The following is a 21629-nucleotide window of genomic DNA, read 5'->3' on the forward strand; positions in this document are numbered from 1 at the left end:
ATTCATTATGATGACAAAAGAAGATTATTTAAAACAATATAAGAATTATCAGAGTATGCGTGATAATGTTGCTAAAGATCCATATCGTTTGCACTATCACCTCATGCCACCAACTGGGTTTCTTAATGATCCCAATGGATTATGTCAGAATCATGGAACTTATCATATCTATTTCCAGTACACACCATTTGATTGTGGCTGGGGAACAAAATTATGGGGTCATTATACAACTCAAGATATGATTACATTTAAACAAGAAGAGCCATTTTTATTTCCAGATCAGCAAGCTGATAGGGATGGTGTATATAGTGGATCGGCATTTATTGAAAATAATACAATTCACTATTTTTATACAGGAAATGTGAAATTAATGGATCGTGATGATTATGATTATATTCAAAATGGACGTGAACAAAATACTATTCATATAACGAGTCAGGATGGTTACAGTCTTTCAAAGAAAGAAGTTGTTTTAACAAATCATGATTATCCTGCAGATATGTCTGCTCATGTGCGAGATCCAAAAATATTTCAAAAGGGTAATGATTATTATATGGTTTTAGGAGCAAGGAGCCAGAATAATAAGGGTTGTGTTTTAATGTACAGGAGTCATGATTTTATCCATTTTGATTATTACAATCGTATTGAAACACCAGATAAGTTTGGATATATGTGGGAATGTCCTGATTTATTTGAGTTAGATGGACAGTTAATACTTATGGTATGTCCTCAAGGTGTTGAACAAATTGCATATGATTATGCAAATGTATATCAAACAGGCTATTATCCAATCAATTTTGATTTTGACAATAACACTTATCAATTGGGAGAGTTCAAAGAATTAGATCGCGGTTTTGATATTTATGCTCCACAAAGTTTCATTGATGAAAAGGGAAGAAGAATTCAGTTGAGTTGGATGGGGATACCTGATGCATCATATCATAACCAGCCCACTATCTCACATGATTGGCAACATGCATTAACAATGCCAAGAGTTTTAAGTTATCAAGATAATCAAATAGTTCAACAACCCCTTGAAGAATTAAAACAACTGAGAAAATCTTCATTAACGACTTCTCTTCAGGATTTCAATCAACACTGTCCAACTTGTATTTGTTATGAAATGAAAGTGGAATTTGATAATGATCAAGAATTTAATATTAATATAAGAGATGATGTTCAGTTTATCTATCAAAATAATGTTTTAACTCTTTCATTAGGTGAGAGTGGTTGTGGGCGTACAAATAGGAGTGTGCAATTAAATGAAATCACTGATTTTACAATCTATAGTGATACATCTAGTATAGAAATATTTGTTAATGGTGGAAAAGAAGTTTTTACAACACGTGTTTATAGTCAAACACTCCAACAGAAAGTTCATATCAATTCTCATAATAATGGGCAGGTTCATTTTTATGAATTGTCAGGATATCATATAGAAAAGTAGATATGATAATGTCAAACATACATGAAGCAGAACAAGCTTTCAATCAGGTGAATCAAGAAACCTATCGTCTTCATTATCATTTAATGCCACCTGTTGGATCACTTGCAGACCCTAATGGAATGTGTCAAATAGGTGACACATATCATATATACTATATTTATAATCCACTTGCATGTATAACAGATGAGAGAACAGCCTGTGTTTGGGGGCATTACAGTACTCAGGATTTTGTGCACTTTAAAAGGGAGAAGATTGCTATTTATCCAGATAGTCAATATGATAAAGATGGTGTCTATAGTGGTAGCAGTCTTTTAGAATCTGGTGTTTTACATGTTTTCTATACAGGAAATGTGAGATATACTGGAGATTACGATTATGTAACATCTGGACGTGAACAAAATGTGTTATCTGTTTCCTCTTTAGATGGAATTCATTTCAATCATAAGCAATTGTTAATGACAAATAAGGATTTCCCTCATACCATGACAAAACATGTTAGGGATCCTCAGATTTTTAAAGAAGATAATCAATATTATATGGTGCTTGGGGCACGTCATCTTGAGAATAAAGGGCTTGTTCTGATATATGAAAGTCAGGATATGACACATTGGACTTACTTAAATGAACTAACTACCTCAAATACATTTGGTTACATGTGGGAATGTCCTGATATCATTATACTGGGCAAACATAGATTTCTTATTGCTTGTCCCCAAGGTGTTGAAGGCGTTGAATATAAATATCAAAATAGTCATCAATGTGGTTATTTTGAAGTTCATGGTGATTTTCGTAAAAATGGAACTTTAGGAGAATTTCAACAATTTGATTATGGATTTGATTTTTATTCAGCACGTACATTTATAAATCAAAATGGTGAGCGTATTCTTTTTGCATGGTTGGGTATGTCTGAAGCAAGTTATACAAAGAATCAAACCGCACAAGATGGCTGGGAACAAGCTCTTGCTTTACCACGTCTTCTTAAATATAAAGATCATCATATTTATCAAATACCAATTCCACAGTTGAAATCATTACGTCATCACCATGAACAGTTCAACCTTCAACAAAAATTCCATAAAAACAGTTTGTGTTTTGAAATGATAATTCACTTTTTAACATCTACTGATTTCCATATGCATTTAAGGGAAGATTGCTATATTTCATATAATTGTCAAGAAAGTCTCCTAACATTAACAATGTATCAATGTGGTGATGGTAGAGAAAAAAGATCAGTTATTATTCAGGACTTATATAAGTTACAAATCTTTAGTGATATAAGTTCACTTGAGATATTTATAAATGATGGATATTATACAATGTCTACACGTATTTTTGGAAACTGTGATGATATCATCATCAATAAAGTCAATGCACAAGCTGATTTTTATGAATTATTGCCATACCAAATAGAATGGTAAAATCCTTGCTAGCAAGGATTTTCTTGTTTTCAAAGAACCTTTCACTTATAATAAAGGATGAGGAAAATATTATGGATAAAAAGAAATTAACAATGAATGATATAGCCAAAATAGCAGGCGTTGCCAAGAGCACTGTTTCTCGTTATTTTAATGGTGGCTATGTAAAGGAAGAAACAAGAATTAAACTGAAGAAGATTGTTGATGAGTATAATTATGAACCTAATGCAGTTGCCCAAAGTTTAAAAGCAAAGCACTCACATACAATAGGGATTATTGCACCATGTCTAGACTCTATTACCTCATCACGAATGCTCATGGCAATAGATGAATATTTAAAGAATAATGGGTATTCAACAATTATTATAAATACAAATCATAATGAGATTAGAGAACTCGCATCAATAGAACACTTATGGCGAATGAATGTTGATGGTATTATTTTATTAGCAACTGCATTAACTATGACTCATCAGCAACTTGCAGCCAAATTAGATATTCCAATATTGGTGGTTGCTCAGTTATTTAAGGGTGGAATCTCAATTATTTATGATGATTATCATGCTGGTTATGATGTTGGAACATATGCTGCTCAAATGAATCATAAGCAAATTTTATATATGGGTGTGGATCGTAAAGATGAAGCAGTTGGTGTTCAAAGAAAAAAAGGTGTTCTAGATGCTTTGAAAGATTACAATATAGAAAATATTGTTGTAAAAGAAACAAACTTTTCTTTCCAAGAATCACGCAAAGTTATTAAAGAATATTTAACAAATCATCGACCAACTATGATTATTTGTGCAACAGATAATATTGCTTTGGCATGTTATAAAGAAATTCATGAAATGGGATTAAAAATTCCTGATGATATTTCATTGATTGGGTTTGGAGGTTATGAAATTTCAGCACTTGTGACACCAAGTTTATGCACAATTCGCTATGATAATGAACTTGCTGGACAAATGGCTGGAAAAACTATAATTCAATTAATTCAGGAAGAACTGGTTGCACATACTCAGCTAATTGGTTATCAATTGATAAAAGGTGAATCTGTAAAAAAATTATAAGTTATGATGAGTTTGAGAAAAGATTTATAATAGTAGAAATGGAAATGAAGACAAGCCATAAGTTTGTCTTTTCTTAAATATGAATGAGAGGAAAATGAGAAATGATAAGAGATATAGTGACTGATCAGTTTATATTAAGTCAAAAATCAGTAGAAGCGACTCTAGATGATATGGCAATAGTACAAGATTTACGAGATACACTTGTTGCTCATGAGGATCATTGTGTAGGTATGGCTGCCAATATGATTGGGTATCATAAACGTATCATTATTGTGAAAAATAATAATGATCATCTTGTTATGATAAATCCGATTATTTTAAAGACATCTGGAAGATATTACGATACCCATGAAGGATGCCTTTCACATATTGGAGAAAAAGCTGTGAAAAGATATGAAAAAATAAAGGTAGAATACAAAGATATTCATTTTAAAGTAAAGATTAAAACATTTGAAGGATATGTTGCACAAATTATCCAACATGAAATAGATCATTGTCAAGGGATTTTAATTTAGAATCATTAAGAAATTATTGGCAATAATTTAAGGGAGGAGATGAAGTTATGTGTGGAAGATATTATTTTGATGGTGAAACATATACTCTAATAAAGTCTATTGTTCAAGATAATCAATATGAGTATGATGAGGGTGAAAGAGATTTCTTTCCAAGTCAGGATATACCAGTCATCATTGTAAAGAATGAACATTTAACATTGGTTCCATTAAAGTGGGGTTATACAATGAAACAAAATTCATCATTAGTTATCAATGCAAGATGTGAAACATTATTAGAAAAAAGAATGTTTGCTGCAGATGCGAAAACACATAGATGTATTGTTCCAGCAAAAGGCTTTTATGAGTGGGATTCACATAAGAATAAAATCTCATTTGAGCCAAAGCAACATGCTATCTTATTAATGGCTGGAATATATCGTGAAACTCAAAATGAGGTTACAATCATTACAACTAAGGCTAATCAGACAATGCAGGGTATCCATTCAAGAATGCCTTTAGTCATTCCACAAAGTGATCTTCATAAGTGGTTATATGATAATCAATATTTGGAATCTTTTTTGAGTTTGGTTCCTGATGAATTAAATATTATTTCTGGTCAGATTCAACAATCATTATTTGATTAATTGCATATATTATATTGGTGATGTCTATGTCTTTACCTAATGTCCATCCTTTGGTGCTAGATGAAATTATTGTCTTAATAAGTGCCGCTTTCATGGAATCCTTTTCAGCTGATGAACAGGCTGTAGTAGGAACTTTTTTAGCAACACTTGGCAGTGTAGTTTCTTTAAACAGCGTTTATCTGTTATATATTCAAGGGCAAAATCAACTTTTGAATCAGGATAACAAAGATGAAAATCAAGATAAAGACCAAAGTGACAGTGATTATGATTTATTAGAAAAAAGTATTGATAAGATTAAAGAAGAGATTGAAAAGTTAAAAAATAAATAGTTAAAGATAATAAAACACAAAAAGAATTTTTCATCTGATTGTGTTTTCTATTATATTTATATATTTTTAGAACCCCATTTACACATTTCCTGTAAAATAGGCATAAATGATTTGCCTTTGTCAGATAAAGAATATTCAACTTTTGGTGGTATTTGGGGATATTCATGACGAACAATCAATCCATCTACCTCTAATTCTTTAAGTTTATTTGAAAGCATTTTATGAGTCACTCCTTGAAGTGCTCTTTTTAATTCACTATAACGCATGACTTCTGTTTTCCATAACCAAAATAAAATATGCATTTTCCATTTTCCTTCTATTAATGAAAACGCGTAAGCAAAAGGTTTAATATTAATGTCTTCATAAGATAATTCCATATATTCACTCTCCTTTGTGATAGTATCTATATAAAAAGTGCGTTCTATACAAAAGAGTATATATAAAATATAATAGAATTGCAATGAATATAAAAATAAGGAGAAATCATATGACATTATTTAAAGAAACAAAAATAGGCAACTTAACTGTAAAAAATCATTTTATACGTTCTGCGACTTATGAAGGCAAAGCGACTGAAGATGGAAGACCAACTGATGAAATTAAACATCAATATGTAGAACTCGCTAAGGGGGATGTTGGTACGATTATTACAAGTTATGCATATATCACACCTTATGAACAACCAACTAAAAATCAATTAGGTATCTATGATGATAGTCTTATTCCTGACTATGCTAAGATTGTAGATGCTGTTCATGCATATGGAACTAAGATTATTATGCAGATTGTTCATGGCAGTTCAATTGGACAAGGGTATATTGAAACAGCTACGGTTTTAGGACCATCAGCAATAACTCATCCAACATCACAAATCACACCTCAGGAAATGACAAAGGAAGATATTAAGAATGTTGTTCATTATTTTGCACTTGCTGCTAAAAGAGCGAAATCTGCTGGGTTTGATGGTGTTCAAATACATTGTGCCCATGGGTATTTGTTATCACAGTTTATATCTCCACTCTTCAATCACAGACATGATCAATATGGTGGAAATACTGAAAATCGTTCACGTATTGTTCTAGAGGTTTATCAAGCTATACGTGAAGAGGTTGGTGAAGATTATCCTATATGGATAAAAATCAATTCATCTGATGAACAAGAGGGTGGCTTGAGTGTAGAAGAGTTTATAAACATAGCAACTAAACTTTCAAATGCTGGAATGAATGCCATTGAAGTGAGTGGAAATCAATTGAAAAAACATAAAGCTCAAGAACGTGCTTATTATAAAGATGCAGCAGTTCGATTATCACAAGTCATTTCTACACCTGTTATTTTAACTGGAGGATTAAGAGAGTTAAAAGATATTCAACCCATTTATGAAACAAGCCATGTTCATTTTTTTGGGTTCTCAAGACCATTTATCAAAGATGCTACATTTATTAAAAGACTACAAACTCAGATATAAAGATTATTCTTATATCCCTTCTTAAAAAAGAAGGGATTTTTTGGTTGACTTTTCCCTTAGGGAAAGGTGTATGATAATATAAGATGTTTGAAAGACATACAAAGGAGGATTAGTGATGTTATCGATTGGAGAATTTTCAAAGATCTGTAGTGTATCTACAAAAACACTCCGTTATTATGCAGAAATAGGACTTATTATACCAGATGAAATTAATCCTGAAAATGGTTATAGATATTATTCTATTGATCAATTAGAAAGAATGTTATTTATTAATAGATTAAAATCTTATAATTTCTCTTTAGATGAAATCAAAACAATTTTAGAATCAAATAAATTACAAGATAAAAAACTCTATATATCACTTATGAAAAAGAAAAAAGAAATGGAAAGACAGGTCCAAGAATATAATCAAATACTCAATCAATTAAATGATGATATATTGAATGTGAAACAAGGGAACGCAATGATGTCCTATTTAGAAAATATTGATGTTCAATTGGTAGAAGTACCAAAAATGAATATCTTATATATTCGTAAAAGAGTGCATGAATATGAATGTGAAGATGAAGCAGTCCGTTGTTTCAACCAATTAGTCAGAAGAGTTATAGATAATCAACTTACGATTACTGCTCCTCCGATGTCTCTTTTCCATAGTGAAGAATTTGGAGAACTGGGATTGGATTATGAATTTGCTTTACCCATTAAAGAACAAGTGACTGGTTCACGGGAATTTCATCCCCATTTATGTTTGAAAACAGTTATTCGTGGATCTTATTCACAACTTTCTTCAGTTTATACAAAACAGATTGAATGGGCTGAAAAGAATGGTTATGAAAATAATGATGCTTTGTTTGAAGTTTATGTCAATGATCCAGAACAGGTTAAAACTGAGAATGATCTTATTACGGAAGTTTATTATCCAGTAAAAAAGAAAGAAAAAAGATAGAGATAACAAACTTAAGGATAAAATTTATATAAATAAAAATGGAGGGAAATATGAACAAAAAACAATTACATGATTTGATTAAGGAACAACAACCTAATATTTGTCAGATATCTTGTTATAAAGATGGTAAAGAAGTCTATTCAGATGAATGGAATAATTATAAGAAAACAGATGCATGTCATGTTATGTCTGCAACAAAAAGTATAGTCGCATTACTTGTAGGGATAGCAATTGATAAAGGCTATATAAAAAGTATAGAACAACCTGTATTGGATTTCTTTCCTGATTATAAAATAAAAAGAGGAGAAAAAACAATTCAAAAAGTCACAATTAAACATTTATTAACTATGATGGCACCTTATAAGTATAAATATGAACCTTGGACTAAAATTTGTTCAAGTGATGATTGGACGATTTCAGCTTTAGATTTTCTTGGTGGAAGAAAGGGATTAACTGGTGAATTTCAATATTCAACTTTAGGTATACATATATTAACAGGTATTATATCTAAAACAAGTGGTTTAAAAGTTGTTGATTTTGCAAATAAATATTTATTTGAACCTATTGGAATAGAAAAGCATATGAATTATTTGGCAGAAACTGCTGAAGAACATAAACACTTTACTATGTGTAAAGATCCAAAAACAAATGTATGGTTCTGTGATCCTAAAGGAGTAGGGGCTGCAGGCTATGGTTTATGTTTCTCTGCAATAGACATGGCAAAAATCGGACAGCTTTGTTTAGATAAAGGCGTTTATAATGGAAAACAAATTATATCCTCTCAATGGATTGAAGAAATGACAAAACCAAATTATAAATGTGGAGAAGAATTTAGAAATATGTCTTATGGATATCTTTGGTGGATTATAGATGAAAAGAAGCAAATATATTCAGCTATTGGAAATAGTGGGAATGTTATATATGTAAATCCAACATGCAATATAGTGATTACTGTGACATCATATTTTAAACCGACAATTTTTGATCGCATTGACTTTTTACAAGATTATATTGAACCATTTATTATGTTATAAAAATTGAGTTAGAAAAGTAACTTTGATAATCATTATTCTTGTTATATTGTCTAACTTAAAGATAAGCGAATAATTAAGCATTATATTTGCTTTTTTATTTCAGTTTTCTTATGATAGAAACAAGGAGAGTGAGTATATGTTAGAAGTAGGTATAAAAGCACCAGATTTTACATTATTAAATCAAAATGGAGATAATATCTCATTAAGTGATTATAGAGGTCAAAAAGTTATTCTCTATTTTTATCCAAAAGATAATACACCTGGATGTACTAAGCAAGCTTGTGGTTTTGCAGAAAACTATCCACAATTTATAGACAAAGGAGCTGTCATTCTAGGTGTGAGCAAGGACACTGTTGCTTCTCATAAGAAATTTGAAGAAAAGTATCAGTTGCCATTTGTGTTAATTTCTGATCCAGAGTTAGTAGCTATTAAAGCATATGATGTTTGGCAAGAAAAAAACATGTATGGTAAAAAAGTTATGGGTGTTGTGAGGACTACTTATTTAATTAATGAAGAAGGTTATATTGAAAAAGTCTTTGGGAAAGTGAAAGCAGCTGAAAATGCGAATCAAATGTTAGGAGAAATTTAGAAATTCATATTTGTGGATTTCTTTTTTTTTGAATTATAAGGGTAATATATGTTATACTACTTCCATTGATAGGAGGTTGAACATGATTAAGTTAATAGCAACTGATATGGATGGAACTTTTTTAGACTCACAGAAAAAATTTGACCCTGAATTCTTAAGTTTATTTTATAAATTAAAAGAAAAAAATATTAAATTTGTTGCTGCAAGTGGTAATCAATATTATCGTTTGTATCAGAAATTCCTACCATTTAGCGAACATATGTATTTTATTGCAGAAAATGGAAGTTATATTGCTGAAGGTGCAACTGAACTCTATTGCAATATTATTTTCAAAGAACATGTTGAAAAAGTTAAACATTTGATTTCACAAATTCCTAGTTTATTTATGATTTTATGTGGACGAAAGGGTGCTTATATATTAAAAAGGGATTTACAGTATCAGGATGAAGTTAAAAAGTATTATTGTGCATATACATTTATTGATTCGTTTGATTATATTGATGATGATATTATGAAAATTGCTATCTATGATACTCAACATCATATTCAAAATATTATAAATGATATTCAAAGTCAATTGCCTTCTAAAGTTAAGGTTGTGACATCAGGTAATGAATGGATGGATATCCAGAATAAAGAAGCACATAAAGGATTAGGAATGCAATTCTTACAAGCTATATATGATATTGAGCCAGATGAATGTGTCGCTTTTGGAGATCAAATGAACGACTATGAATTGCTTCAACAAGTTAAGTATGGATATGCAATGGACAATGCAGTTCAACCCATAAAAGATATAGCCTATGAAGTCATTGCTTCTAATGATGAACAAGGTGTTATTCAAAAAATAAAAGAGATATTGAATGAGGAATAAGATATGAATGATATAAAAATGATTGTTATGGATTTAGATGGAACATTGTTAACGAAAAATCAAAATATTTTACCTTATACAAAAGATGTATTGATGAAATATCAGGAAAAAGGTATCTCACTTGTTTTAGCCAGTGGAAGAGATATTGACAGTATTCAAAAAATTGGTAAGAAATTAAATATGTCTGATTATTTACAAAATACTTACATTTGTTTAAATGGTTTAGAAATCTATGATATGGAAAATCGATTATTACATAAAGAAGAAAAATTAAAGTATGAAGATGGAGTCCAACTTGCTGATCTAGCTAAAAAGTATCATATAGATATGATTTTCTTTTTCAAAGATTGTTTATATATTTTAGAATATGGAAACACAGGTATTATTAATGATCATTTTATGACTTCTGTTAAAAATGAGATACATGATATATCTGAGATACCTATGTCTTATTTTGATTGTCTTAAAAAAATTGCATTTATTCAGACAGCTGGTACAATGAGTCAAATCATTAAAGATTTACAGAATGAAGTTGAAAATAAATATGAATTATGTATGGTTGAAGACGCCTGGGTTGAAATTAATCCATTAGGATTAAGTAAAGGACATGCTTTAAAAGTATTGTCTGGAATCAAAAACATTCCATTAAATCAAATGATTGCTTTTGGAAATGGTGAAAATGATATTGATATGTTAAAAACAGCAGGAATTGGAGTTGCTATGGGTAATTCTTTTGAAAGTGTTAAAAGTGCTGCTGATGATATTTGTGATGACTGTGAAAATAATGGCATTGCAAAATATTTAATAAATATGTAGTGTATAAGGGTATACTGTTCATAAAGAAGGTGTGATGAATAATGAGTATTGATGCATTTAATAAATTAAAAGAAGAATTATTATCATGTCAAAAATGTAAAGATATTTTTGAAAATGATCCAAGACCAGTGTTTCAAGGAAATAGAGATTCTGTAATTATGCAAATTAGTCAAGCACCATCTCAAAAAGTCATGGAAACTGGTAAACCTTTTAATGATGCAAGTGGTCGCAAGTTGTTAAAGGATTGGTATCAAATTACGAGAGAAGAATTTGATAATCCTCAATATTTTTACATAACATCAGTTGGACGATGTTATCCTGGTAAAGCTAAAACAACAGGTGATATTCCTCCACCAACACATTGCGCGGATTATTTTTTGAAGAAAGAACTTAACATTATTGAACCACAAATTTATATTATTATTGGAAGTTATGCTGCAAAGTATCTTTTTCCCAATGAAACTTTAGAATCATTAATTTTTAATGATCATATCTTTCAAGGAAGACCTTTGTATGTATTGCCACATCCCTCACCATTGAATAGAAAATGGTTAAAAGATCATCCTCAATTTGAGCAAGATAGAATGCCTCAAATAAGAACAATTATACACAAATATATAGAAAAGGAATGATTATCTAGAAATCTAGACAATCACTCCTTTTTATTTTGCTTTATCAAGTGAATAAAGAATATTACCTTCTTTGCCATCTATACGATGAAACTCGTTGGTTTCTTTTGCAGCATAGAGATGATAATGATGGAACTCAACAGGAATATGATCATCTTGGTTTGTAAGAATCAGGTGACAACATTCAATAACATTATCCAATAATGATTTTTCTGAAAAAAAGGTACCATGGTTACGATAGATAGTATCATAATCATTCTCATATGTTTTTAAAACTTCAAGACTTTTCAAGTATTCAGAAACACAAGATGAATATTCATCAAATAACAATACAGAAACCCCACAGGCATCACCAAAAATAATTGTTCTTTCTTCTTGAATCAAAGGACACATCATACCTGGAGTATGTCCTGATACAGATATCATTTGTATATGAACATTTCCTAAATCAAAGATATCGCCATTCTTAATGCCTTTCATTGGTTTCATTCGTGTAGGAATCATATCTGAGTAGGGAATTGTTTTGGTTTCTGGAATTCTTTGCGCTTCCTCATAGCGTGTTGTCATATCCCCATGTTTACGAAAAACGGGAAGATCCTCTAAATTGATGTAGACATCTTCAAAAAGTGCAGCTCCACCCATATGATCATAATGAGCATGTGATAAAATAACAAAGACGGGCTTGTCAGTTAATGTGTCTACGTATTCCTTAATATTCCCGTATCCTGAACCTGTATCTAGTAGACAGGCTTTTTTATCTCCTATAACTAAGTAGCAGCATACACCACCAAGCTCAATTATTCTAATCACTCTTTCACTTAAAATTTCTGATTTAAAATATTTCATTATATTCCTCCCTTATATGAAATATATTTCATTCTTAATTAGACTGTTTCTTAGACAAACACATACATAACTTACTTTCATTATACAAATTGAAAACATTTTGTAAAGATATAAATGAAAAATATATTAAATATAAAATAAATATTGAAATATATTTCATATATGATATACTCAAATTGTAAACACTTACATGACTCGACAAATATCTACAAAGGAGAAGAAAAATGCAAACAAATGGGTTTATTGGAAAATTTCAAGAAAAACTTGAAAAGATATTATTACCTATTTCTGAAAAATTAGGTGAACAAAGGCATCTGGCTGCAGTTCGAGATGCTATGGGAATTTTGATTCCACTAACAATTATTGGAGGGTTTGCGATATTATTAGCACAACCACCAGTTGATCCAACAACTATGACTGGATCAAACTTTTTCTATCAATTTCTATTAACTTGGTATGATTGGGCGAGTGCAAACTCAAATATATTATTTATACCTTATAACTTAACATTAGGAGCTATCTCTTTATATGTTGTTGGTGCCGTTGCTTATCGTTTAGCAGAACGATATGGCATTCCAAAACTAGAAAGCTGCTTTACTGCTCTTTTAACTTTCTTGTGTATTGCGGCTGCGCCACAAACATTGGAGACTGGCTCATTTATGCCAACTGCGAACATTGGGGCAGGAGGAATGTTTACTGCTATTTTGGTTGCAATTATTGTAGTAGAAATTACAAATTTCTGTGTTAAACACAATGTGACAATTAAAATGCCTGCCTCAGTTCCTCCCAATGTAGCCTCACCATTTAAAGTTTTAATACCAATGGCTATGAATGTTATTGGATTTATCTTGTTAAATGTTGTATGTACGCAAATGACAGGAGGAGGATTATGTGATTTACTTTCTCATGTATTACAGCCGTTATTAAGTGCTAGTGAATCTTTACCTTCTATCTTATTATTGCTATTGTTATCACAGATGTTCTGGTTCTTTGGAATTCATGGAGATAATATGGTAGGAGCAGTTGTAACACCTATCATTACTATGAATATTGCACTTAATCTTGAAGCATATCAAGCACATCAAGAAATGACACATATTTTTGCTGGTCAATTTAATGGTGTCTGGGGTGGATGGTGTACATATATAGCACTTTTGATTGCTATGATTTTAGTCACAAAATCTAAACAAATGAGAGCTCTTTGTAAACTTGCACCATTATCTACAGCCTTTAATATTAATGAACCCCTTGTATTTGGAGTGCCTACAGTCTTGAATGTCTTCACACTTATTCCAACTTTACTTTGTACTATTTTAAATATTTGTATTGCTTATGCCTGTACATATTTTGATATTATTGGAAAAACATATCTGGTATTACCTTGGACAACACCTGCACCATTAGCCGCTTTCTTATCGACAATGGATTGGAAAGCACCTGTTTTATGGATACTATTGTGTGCCTTAGATGTTCTCATCATTATGCCGTTTATTAAAAACTATGATAAAACTTTGCTTGCTGAAGAAGCCAAGAATGAAGCATAGAAAAAGACCACTAGTCAGTTTGATTAGTGGTCTTTGTTGTAACAAAGTAAGCCAGCAGAATATCTATGAAGACATAAAAAATAGTACGATTTTCAAGATAGTGAACTTGTTTAGGAGATTGGAAAAGTGTGAGCGGTAAGGAAGGAAGAGTAATTGAGAGTTGACATAGTTTACATAATTGAGATTCAGGATTGGTTGTGACTAAGACAATTGTTGCACCTGATTCTTTCCATTTTTTCATCTCTTTATAGTAAAGATCATGATTACCAGAGACAGAGAACACAATAATCGCATCATTTGGTGTCAGTGTCTTGTCAAGAAAACTCACTTTAACACTATCATTAACACATTCTCCCCAGTAGTCTTCTACATATAAAGAATATATTAACTGTTTCGCTGCTAGAGAAGAATTACCAATCCCAACAGTTTTAAAATTTTTTGTTTGTAGAATATGAACAAGTTCAATAATCTTACTTTCATCTATACTGTTTCTCAACTCATTAAAGGAACTTTGATAAATATCAATAATTTCATCAGAAAGAATTGTTTGCTTTTGATTTCTTGAACGATGATTATAATAACCTTCTAAAGCATAACGAAATTCACTATAACCTTTATAACCAATTTTCTTAGATAAACGTAAGATAGAAGATGGTGAAACTTGATAAATTTCAGCCGCTTCCGCAATGGGATTATGAATGACCACCTCAGGGTTTTCCATAATTAAATCACAAGTTGCTCTTTCTTTTTTTGTTAAGTTACAATAATGAATAGATACTTTTTGCATTGGATCCATATAAGACACCTCTCTATATCAATTATTATAACAAATATGAAATATATTTCAATTATATTACACTTTATGTTATTTTGTTTAATAATGAAAGTAAAGATAAAAGAATGTTCAATATTAAGAGGCTGTAACGAATAAAGATTTTTAATCTTTAGGTGTTACGCCTTTTTTTACTTTATTGTTATGATTTAGAAAAAAACAAAGTTATCCGGGTGGGGATAACTTTTTGAGTACCATAAAAATAACATGCATTTTTTGCACTTTTTCATTTTGAATTTTACGAAATTATTTGTGATCTCTTTCGAGACTTTTTATTGTGGTATTTACATATATTATAGGCAATCCCTATTAATAATAATTCAGTCTTTACATTGAGTCTTCCTCTTCTTCTTAATCGAGCGTAATTCATGTCCTGTTTAATGACACCAAATGCTCCTTCAACTTGAATACATCGTTGCTTCTTCATTTCTTTCCCTTCATCATTACCTAAGTTTTCATCAACTCTATTCAGTAATTCATTTAAAGCATAATTGATTTGTATTTTTCGTTGTTCTTTTGCTTTCGTACATTTATCCTTGACTAGGCAAGTATGACATTGACCGCATTCAAATACTCGACTTATTTGTAAATATTCTCCTTTGGTATTCCATCGTTCATCCTTTTCAATATGAAATGGATGTCCTTGTGGACAAACTTTAAATCCTTGTTCATCATATTGCCAATTCATTGGATTATAGATCTGTTTTTTAAAATCTGATGAATTCTTTTTTGCATAATAATTATATTTTAATCCAAGTTCCATTCCATTAATAACATTGAATAATAAATTGTCATAACTCCCATAACCTGCATCAGCTATAGGCCATCTTGGATACCTGTCGTAGATATCTTTATACTTTTTCATAAATGGGATATATGTTCTGGTATCAGTAGGATTTGAAAATATTTCCATATGCATAATGTATTCGTCACATACACCAATCTGCAAGTTATACCCTGGCTTAAAAACACCCGTCTGATTATAATAGTCATATTTCATATTCATCATAGTTGCATCATGATCAGTTTTTGAATAACTGTTTCTATCACCGCAAATTTCTAAAGATTTTTCATATCAATCCAATCTCATATAAATATCAAGAAATTCATCATAATATTTCTGTAATATAGATCGATTTCGACCTTTTCCATATACAATTTCAGTATTATTTTCAACCATCATATTCATTAACTGCTCTACAATGAATCCTATATCATTGGAAGAATATTTTGACTTTGTTTCATATCTTAAATGAAAATGCTCATTTAACTTTGAAATGAAATCAGTTGCTTTTGAAAATGTTTTTCCTGATATCCAAGTATCGCTTTTTCCATACAAAACTGTTCTTTTTTGCATTAGCTTCTATTTTAGTTCCATCAATATACAATTTAGAAGCATCAACATCATCTAATTCAATAATTCTTTTGACAATATCATAAAAAATATCTTCAATAGACATCGATAATTTATCTGATATAAATCTTTGAAAAGCCATAAATGATGGAGTCTGTTCATTAGATAACCACATATATCGAATATCGTATTTACACAACTCCTCCATTTTTCTTAATTCACCTTCGCCATTCATGAATGCAAACAATGTAACTTGCAACATCATATTAGGGTCGTAGCCCTTATTGCCTCTATGAGAGCAATTAAAATATTTAGAAGTATCAATTCCTTTCATGATTTCTACGAATGATGCCACAGGATCATCTGCAGGAACGAATGTAAAAAAATCTAGTGGAAGTTTGCATTGAAATGCGTTATAATTACCATTGCTTATGGGATAATTAGATTCTAATATTTCAATCGTATTCATAATCTAATTATACTAAAAACAGCACATAAATTCATTCCAGAATCTACGTGCTATTTTTCATTTACTATCATATACATTTATTTTAATGCGTTACAGCCTCTTTTTTGTTATTTTATAGAAATTGGTCTATAATGGTAATGAGGTGATTTTGATATGTGTACAGCATTTCAATTCAATGGATATTTTGGTAGAAATTTAGATTTGGAAACAACATTTGGTGAACAAGTTGTATTGACACCAAGACATTATTCTTTTCCATTAAAAAATGGAACATTGTTTAAAAATCAATATGCAATGATTGGTATGGCATGGAAAATTATCCATTATATGCTGAAGCTATGAATGAAAAGGGATTATGCATGGCTGGCTTATATTTTCCAGAAAATGCTCGTTATTTTCCTGAACAGGCAAATAAAACGAACATAACACCTTATGAGCTGATTCCCTATCTATTAGGACAATATGAAAGTGTACAGGAAATGAAAACAGTCATTGAACAAATTTCTCTTTTAGATATTTCTTTCAATGCAAAAATTCCTTTAACACCTTTACATTGGATCATTGCTGATCAAAAAGAAAGTCTGATTCTACAATCAACGCAGTCAGGATTGCAGGTTTATCAAGATGCTTTTCATATTTTAACCAACAATCCACCATATCCTTATCATCAATGGAATGTTCATAACTATATGCATTTGACATCGTCTTATCCTCAAGATCATTTAACTAGTCAATCATTGAAGCCTTATGGAAATGGATTTGGGACAATTGGTATTCCTGGTGATTTTTCACCTGCTTCACGTTTTGTGAAGACATTGTGGTTAAAGGAAAATGTTATGATAAATGAAAAAGAAGAAGAGAATGTCAGTCAGATTTTTCATATTTTAGATGCTGTCGCAATGGTCAAAGGTTCAGTAAAAACAATGCAAAATCAAGAAGATTATACGGTTTATTCTTGTTGTATGAGCATGAATGATGGAGCTTATTATTACAAGACATATGAAAATAATCAAATTCATTGTATTCAAATGAAAAATAAAGTTTCTGCTTCACAATTATCTATCTACCCATTAAATAGACAACAAAATATTCAATATCAATAAAACTGCTTAGGCAGTTTTTTTGTTTATTATCGTTCATAAAAATATTAAAAATAAAACATTTTATATAGAAAAAGTAGGTTATACTTTGTTTAGAAAATGAAAGGGATTTAGCGCTACGAATTTCATAATATTAGGAGGAAAAATATGAATTTTTTTAATAAGCTACAGACTGTCTTAGAAAAAGTTGTTGGTCCATTTGCAACAATGGTCGCCAATAGTAAATACATTAAAGCATTAACAGAAGGTTTTATGTATACAATGCCAATTACATTAGGGGTAGCAGTTATTGCCGTTTTGTCTAATTTGCCTATTGATCCATGGGTTGATTTTTTAAACAGTACAGGATTATATACAGTAGGGCAAGAGGTTATATCTTTAACATTATCTTTACTTGCTATTTATGTTGTAGGAGCAATTGGATATTGTTTTACTAGAAATGAAGGTGAGCAAGGAATTATTGGAGCTGTCATGTCTACAGCAGCGTTTATTATTTTAATGCCAATTCAAACATTTACTAATGAAGCTGGAAGTTCAGTTTCAGCTTTAGCTACCAATTATATGGGGAGTGACGGAATTTTCTTGGCATTAATTTTAGGTTTATTAATTCCAAGATTATACTGTTTTTTAATGAGTAAAAACTTGAAATTGAAATTACCAGATTCAGTACCACCAATGGTAAGTATGTCATTAGCACCTACATTTGTGGCTATGATTATCTTTACATTAGTTTTGGCCTTAAAATGGGCATGTACATTTACACCAAATGGAAATGTATTCAATGTTGTTTCAACATTTATTGGTCAGCCAATTTCATATTTTGGAGCTTCACCAATATCATTAATTATTGTCTTTTCATTAATGAATTTAATCTGGTTCTTTGGTATTCATCCAAATGCTATTTTAATGCCATATATGCCTGTTTTAATGATGGCTTCTATGGCTAACACTGAAGCTTTTCTAGCCGGAGAAACAATGCCTTATCTTATTTTTGGAATTTTAGGGGCTTGTGTTCAAATTGGTGGTGCAGGAAATACATTAGGATTATGTATTGCAACCCTATTTGCAAAATCTGAAAAGTATAAAGCAATGCGTAAACTTGTTATCCCAGCTAATATTTTCAATATTAATGAACCAATCATTTTTGGTTTCCCAATTATGTTAAATCCTTTATATGTGATTCCAATGGTCTTTTCACCTGCAGCTTCAGGATTAGTTGCTTGGGCTTTAATTGGTATTTTACCAATATCTTTTAATCCAACAATTTCTATGCCTTGGGTAACACCTGGATTCATTACTGTGTTCTTCCAAGGTGGAGTCTTCATGTTGTTATTATGGTTAATAAGCTTGGCTATTCATTTTGTCATGTATTTACCATTCTTCTTAATTGATGACAACAATGCTTTAAAACAAGAACAAGAATTAAAAGCGAAATAGAAGTTTGTTTAGACAAACTTCTTTTTGGAAAGGAGAAAACATTATGGCAAAAATACAATGTAATGTCATTTCATATACATTAATGAGAACTGTTGATATTGATGTGATTTTACCAACAGTTACGATTCCTGAAAGTATGATTAATAAGGGAAAAATTCATCATGATTATCATAAGAAATTTCCAGTACTCTATCTTTTACATGGATTTGGAAATAATCATGCACAATGGTGTGGCTATACAAATGTTGAATTATATGCTGAAGAAAGACAGATTGCTGTTGTTATGATTTCAGGTGAAAATAAAAAATATATTGATCAAGATGAGGATTTATTCGCAGATTTTATAGAAAATGAATTACCAGAATTTATTACTCAGGTTTTCCCTGTTTCTACAAGAAAAGAAGATACTTATATTGCAGGACTTTCTATGGGTGGATTTGGTGCTCTTTATCATGGATTGAGTCATCCTGAAAAATATAGTGCAATTGGTGCATTTTCACCAGGTATTGAAATGCAGGGAAATCCAATTGATCTTTATGAAGTTTTGGATCAATGTCAACATGAGATTCCTATTTATATGGCTTGTGGTGATAAGGATTTTCTTTATGATACGAATGTTCAATTCGTTAAAAGTTTAAAAGAAAAAAAGATGTCATTAACATGGTTGAGTGTACCAGGCTATGAGCATGAATGGCGTTTCTGGGACAAGTGTATTGAAGAATTTTTAGATTGGATTCAGCGAAGTGATGCTTATGCAAATGCAAAAAGAAAAATTTAAGGAGGTAAAATATGGGATTTCCTAAAGACTTTTTATGGGGTGGTGCTACAGCAGCCAATCAATACGAAGGTGGTTATTTGAGTGGTGGTAAAGGCTTGGCGACTGCTGATACCATTACAAATGGTGATCAAAAACATCCTCGACGTATTATGATTGAACTTGAGGATGGAACAAAAAAAGAAATAAATCGTTTTGAAGATGTGCCAAAAGGTGCAAAAGCTATTGTTGATGAAGATGTTTATTATCCAAGTCATGTGGCAACTGATTTTTATCATCACTATAAAGAAGATATTGCTTTAATGGGTGAAATGGGATATAAAACGTTTAGAATGTCTATTAACTGGTCACGTATTTTTCCTCATGGTGATGATGATCAACCTAATGAAGAAGGTTTAAAATTCTATGATGATGTTTTTGATGAATGTCATAAATATGGAATTGAACCACTTGTGACAATTAATCATTTTGATTTGCCGCTCCATTTGTCTTACCAATATGAAGGATGGTTAGATCGTAGAACAATAGATTTCTTTATGAACTACTGTCGTACTATTTTTACGCGTTATCAAAATAAAGTTAAATACTGGTTAACTTTTAATGAAATTAATTTTTTAAGAGATTATTCTACTTTAGGTATTACAGAAGCATCCAATCCTCAAAAACAGCAACAGGCCATTTATCATTTGTTACTTGCTAGTGCAAAAGCAGTTTATTTAGGACATCAAATCAATCCGGATTTTCAGATTGGTTTAATGATTGCTAATATTTTATTCTATCCGGAAACATGTCATCCCGATGATGCTATTGCTGAAATGGAAATGGCGAGAGATTTTAAAGATTTCTACTATGATGTTCAATGTCGTGGTTATTATCCAGCCTATAAATTAAAGGAATTAGAAAGACAGAATATCATTTTACAAAAAGAAGATGGTGATGAACAAATTCTTCTTTTAGGGACAGTAGATTTTATATCATTTAGTTATTATAATTCGTCTGTTATTTCAACACATGGAAATAATGAAAAATCAGGTGGTAATCAGTTAGGTGGCGTTAAAAACCCATATCTTGAAGAAAGTGAATGGGGATGGCCTATCGATCCACAAGGTTTAAGACTTGTTTTAAATCGTTTATACGATAAATATCAACTTCCACTTATGATTGTTGAAAATGGTTTAGGAGCTTTAGATACAATTGAAGAAGATGGTAGTATTCAAGATGATTACCGCATTGATTATTTAAGAAAACATATTCAACAAATTCAAAAAGCAATAGAATATGATGGTGTAGACGTTATAGGATATACACCATGGGGATGTATTGATCTTGTCTCTGCAGGAACAGGTGAGATGAAAAAGCGTTATGGATTTGTCTATGTGGATATGGATGATTTTGGAGAAGGTACACTTAAAAGAATACGCAAAAAATCTTTTAGCTGGTATAAAAAAGTGATAGAAACCAATGGAGAAGATCTTGATTGATGTAAGATAGTAAAATGTGTTAGAATGTTGCTGGTGATAGAA

Annotated in this window: 22 protein-coding genes and 1 pseudogene; 18 read left to right on the forward strand and 5 right to left on the reverse strand. The window is 30.8% G+C overall.

Annotation, left to right across the window (positions count from 1 at the left end; genetic code table 11):
• Positions 1 to 7: 7 nt before the first annotated feature.
• The 6 genes from GQF29_RS09670 to GQF29_RS09695 all read left to right on the forward strand — a co-directional run bounded on the left by GQF29_RS09670 (position 8) and on the right by GQF29_RS09695 (position 5396).
• On the forward strand, positions 8 to 1447 hold the full coding sequence (locus GQF29_RS09670; protein WP_008790842.1) for a glycoside hydrolase family 32 protein: 1440 nt from the start codon (positions 8 to 10) through the stop codon (positions 1445 to 1447).
• Positions 1448 to 1455: 8 nt separating this feature from the next.
• The gene (locus tag GQF29_RS09675; protein WP_008790843.1) at positions 1456 to 2865 is read left to right on the forward strand and encodes a glycoside hydrolase family 32 protein; all 1410 of its coding nucleotides are present in this window, start codon (positions 1456 to 1458) and stop codon (positions 2863 to 2865) included.
• A 71-nt stretch (positions 2866 to 2936) separates the two neighbouring features.
• Positions 2937 to 3929, forward strand: a complete 993-nt coding sequence (locus GQF29_RS09680) for a LacI family DNA-binding transcriptional regulator (RefSeq protein WP_008790844.1) — start codon at positions 2937 to 2939, stop codon at positions 3927 to 3929.
• A 101-nt stretch (positions 3930 to 4030) separates the two neighbouring features.
• A complete protein-coding gene (locus GQF29_RS09685; protein ID WP_008790845.1) occupies positions 4031 to 4444 on the forward strand; it encodes a peptide deformylase in 414 nt (137 codons plus the stop codon).
• 47 nt (positions 4445 to 4491) lie between these two features.
• Entirely contained in the window at positions 4492 to 5067 is a 576-nt protein-coding gene (locus GQF29_RS09690; RefSeq protein WP_008790846.1) for an SOS response-associated peptidase, read from the forward strand.
• Positions 5068 to 5093: 26 nt separating this feature from the next.
• Positions 5094 to 5396, forward strand: a complete 303-nt coding sequence (locus GQF29_RS09695; protein ID WP_008790847.1) for a hypothetical protein — start codon at positions 5094 to 5096, stop codon at positions 5394 to 5396.
• A gap of 56 nt (positions 5397 to 5452) precedes the next feature.
• On the opposite strand, the gene GQF29_RS09700 is transcribed toward GQF29_RS09695, so the two are convergent.
• Positions 5453 to 5773, reverse strand: coding sequence for a winged helix-turn-helix transcriptional regulator (locus GQF29_RS09700; protein WP_008790848.1), 321 nt, complete (start codon positions 5771 to 5773; stop codon positions 5453 to 5455).
• A gap of 110 nt (positions 5774 to 5883) precedes the next feature.
• On the opposite strand from GQF29_RS09700, the gene GQF29_RS09705 reads away from it, so the two are divergent.
• From GQF29_RS09705 to GQF29_RS09735, 7 genes are all read left to right on the forward strand, one after another.
• Complete coding sequence (locus tag GQF29_RS09705; RefSeq protein ID WP_017143967.1) at positions 5884 to 6861, forward strand: NADH:flavin oxidoreductase; 978 nt, start codon at positions 5884 to 5886, stop codon at positions 6859 to 6861.
• A gap of 115 nt (positions 6862 to 6976) precedes the next feature.
• The gene (locus tag GQF29_RS09710) at positions 6977 to 7807 is read left to right on the forward strand and encodes a MerR family transcriptional regulator (protein ID WP_008790850.1); all 831 of its coding nucleotides are present in this window, start codon (positions 6977 to 6979) and stop codon (positions 7805 to 7807) included.
• Between the two features lie 50 nt (positions 7808 to 7857).
• Entirely contained in the window at positions 7858 to 8841 is a 984-nt protein-coding gene (locus tag GQF29_RS09715) for a serine hydrolase domain-containing protein (protein WP_008790851.1), read from the forward strand.
• A gap of 136 nt (positions 8842 to 8977) precedes the next feature.
• Complete coding sequence (gene bcp, locus GQF29_RS09720) at positions 8978 to 9430, forward strand: thioredoxin-dependent thiol peroxidase (protein WP_008790852.1); 453 nt, start codon at positions 8978 to 8980, stop codon at positions 9428 to 9430.
• 82 nt (positions 9431 to 9512) lie between these two features.
• On the forward strand, positions 9513 to 10304 hold the full coding sequence (locus tag GQF29_RS09725; RefSeq protein ID WP_008790853.1) for a Cof-type HAD-IIB family hydrolase: 792 nt from the start codon (positions 9513 to 9515) through the stop codon (positions 10302 to 10304).
• Positions 10305 to 10307: 3 nt separating this feature from the next.
• Positions 10308 to 11120, forward strand: coding sequence for a Cof-type HAD-IIB family hydrolase (locus tag GQF29_RS09730; RefSeq protein WP_008790854.1), 813 nt, complete (start codon positions 10308 to 10310; stop codon positions 11118 to 11120).
• Positions 11121 to 11161: 41 nt separating this feature from the next.
• Positions 11162 to 11752, forward strand: coding sequence for a uracil-DNA glycosylase family protein (locus GQF29_RS09735; RefSeq protein WP_008790855.1), 591 nt, complete (start codon positions 11162 to 11164; stop codon positions 11750 to 11752).
• Positions 11753 to 11782: 30 nt separating this feature from the next.
• Here the strand turns inward: GQF29_RS09735 and GQF29_RS09740 are convergent, their stop codons facing one another.
• A complete protein-coding gene (locus tag GQF29_RS09740; RefSeq protein ID WP_008790856.1) occupies positions 11783 to 12595 on the reverse strand; it encodes an MBL fold metallo-hydrolase in 813 nt (270 codons plus the stop codon).
• A gap of 224 nt (positions 12596 to 12819) precedes the next feature.
• Here GQF29_RS09740 and GQF29_RS09745 point away from each other — a divergent pair, with 224 nt between their 5' ends.
• Positions 12820 to 14139, forward strand: coding sequence for a PTS sugar transporter subunit IIC (locus GQF29_RS09745; protein WP_008790857.1), 1320 nt, complete (start codon positions 12820 to 12822; stop codon positions 14137 to 14139).
• Between the two features lie 10 nt (positions 14140 to 14149).
• On the opposite strand, the gene GQF29_RS09750 is transcribed toward GQF29_RS09745, so the two are convergent.
• The 3 genes from GQF29_RS09750 to GQF29_RS09760 all read right to left on the reverse strand — a co-directional run bounded on the left by GQF29_RS09750 (position 14150) and on the right by GQF29_RS09760 (position 16794).
• Positions 14150 to 14935: a MurR/RpiR family transcriptional regulator gene (locus GQF29_RS09750; RefSeq protein WP_008790858.1), complete on the reverse strand. Its 786-nt coding sequence runs from the start codon at positions 14933 to 14935 to the stop codon at positions 14150 to 14152.
• Positions 14936 to 15209: 274 nt separating this feature from the next.
• On the reverse strand, positions 15210 to 15980 hold the full coding sequence (locus tag GQF29_RS09755; protein ID WP_008790859.1) for a transposase: 771 nt from the start codon (positions 15978 to 15980) through the stop codon (positions 15210 to 15212).
• 274 nt (positions 15981 to 16254) lie between these two features.
• Positions 16255 to 16794, reverse strand: coding sequence for a transposase (locus GQF29_RS09760; RefSeq protein ID WP_008790861.1), 540 nt, complete (start codon positions 16792 to 16794; stop codon positions 16255 to 16257).
• 153 nt (positions 16795 to 16947) lie between these two features.
• Here GQF29_RS09760 and bsh point away from each other — a divergent pair.
• The 4 genes and pseudogenes from bsh to GQF29_RS09785 all read left to right on the forward strand — a co-directional run bounded on the left by bsh (position 16948) and on the right by GQF29_RS09785 (position 21587).
• A pseudogene (gene bsh / locus GQF29_RS09770) lies at positions 16948 to 17897 on the forward strand (choloylglycine hydrolase).
• 144 nt (positions 17898 to 18041) lie between these two features.
• Positions 18042 to 19331, forward strand: a complete 1290-nt coding sequence (locus GQF29_RS09775) for a PTS sugar transporter subunit IIC (protein WP_008790864.1) — start codon at positions 18042 to 18044, stop codon at positions 19329 to 19331.
• 43 nt (positions 19332 to 19374) lie between these two features.
• Positions 19375 to 20109 (forward strand): alpha/beta hydrolase, encoded by a 735-nt coding sequence (locus tag GQF29_RS09780; RefSeq protein ID WP_017143965.1) that lies wholly within the window; start codon positions 19375 to 19377, stop codon positions 20107 to 20109.
• Between the two features lie 11 nt (positions 20110 to 20120).
• Complete coding sequence (locus GQF29_RS09785; RefSeq protein ID WP_008790866.1) at positions 20121 to 21587, forward strand: family 1 glycosylhydrolase; 1467 nt, start codon at positions 20121 to 20123, stop codon at positions 21585 to 21587.
• Positions 21588 to 21629 lie beyond the last annotated feature (42 nt).

Origin of the sequence: Coprobacillus cateniformis (assembly GCF_009767585.1) — a bacterium.
GTDB classification, from domain to species: Bacteria; Bacillota_I; Bacilli_A; order Erysipelotrichales; family Coprobacillaceae; genus Coprobacillus; species Coprobacillus cateniformis.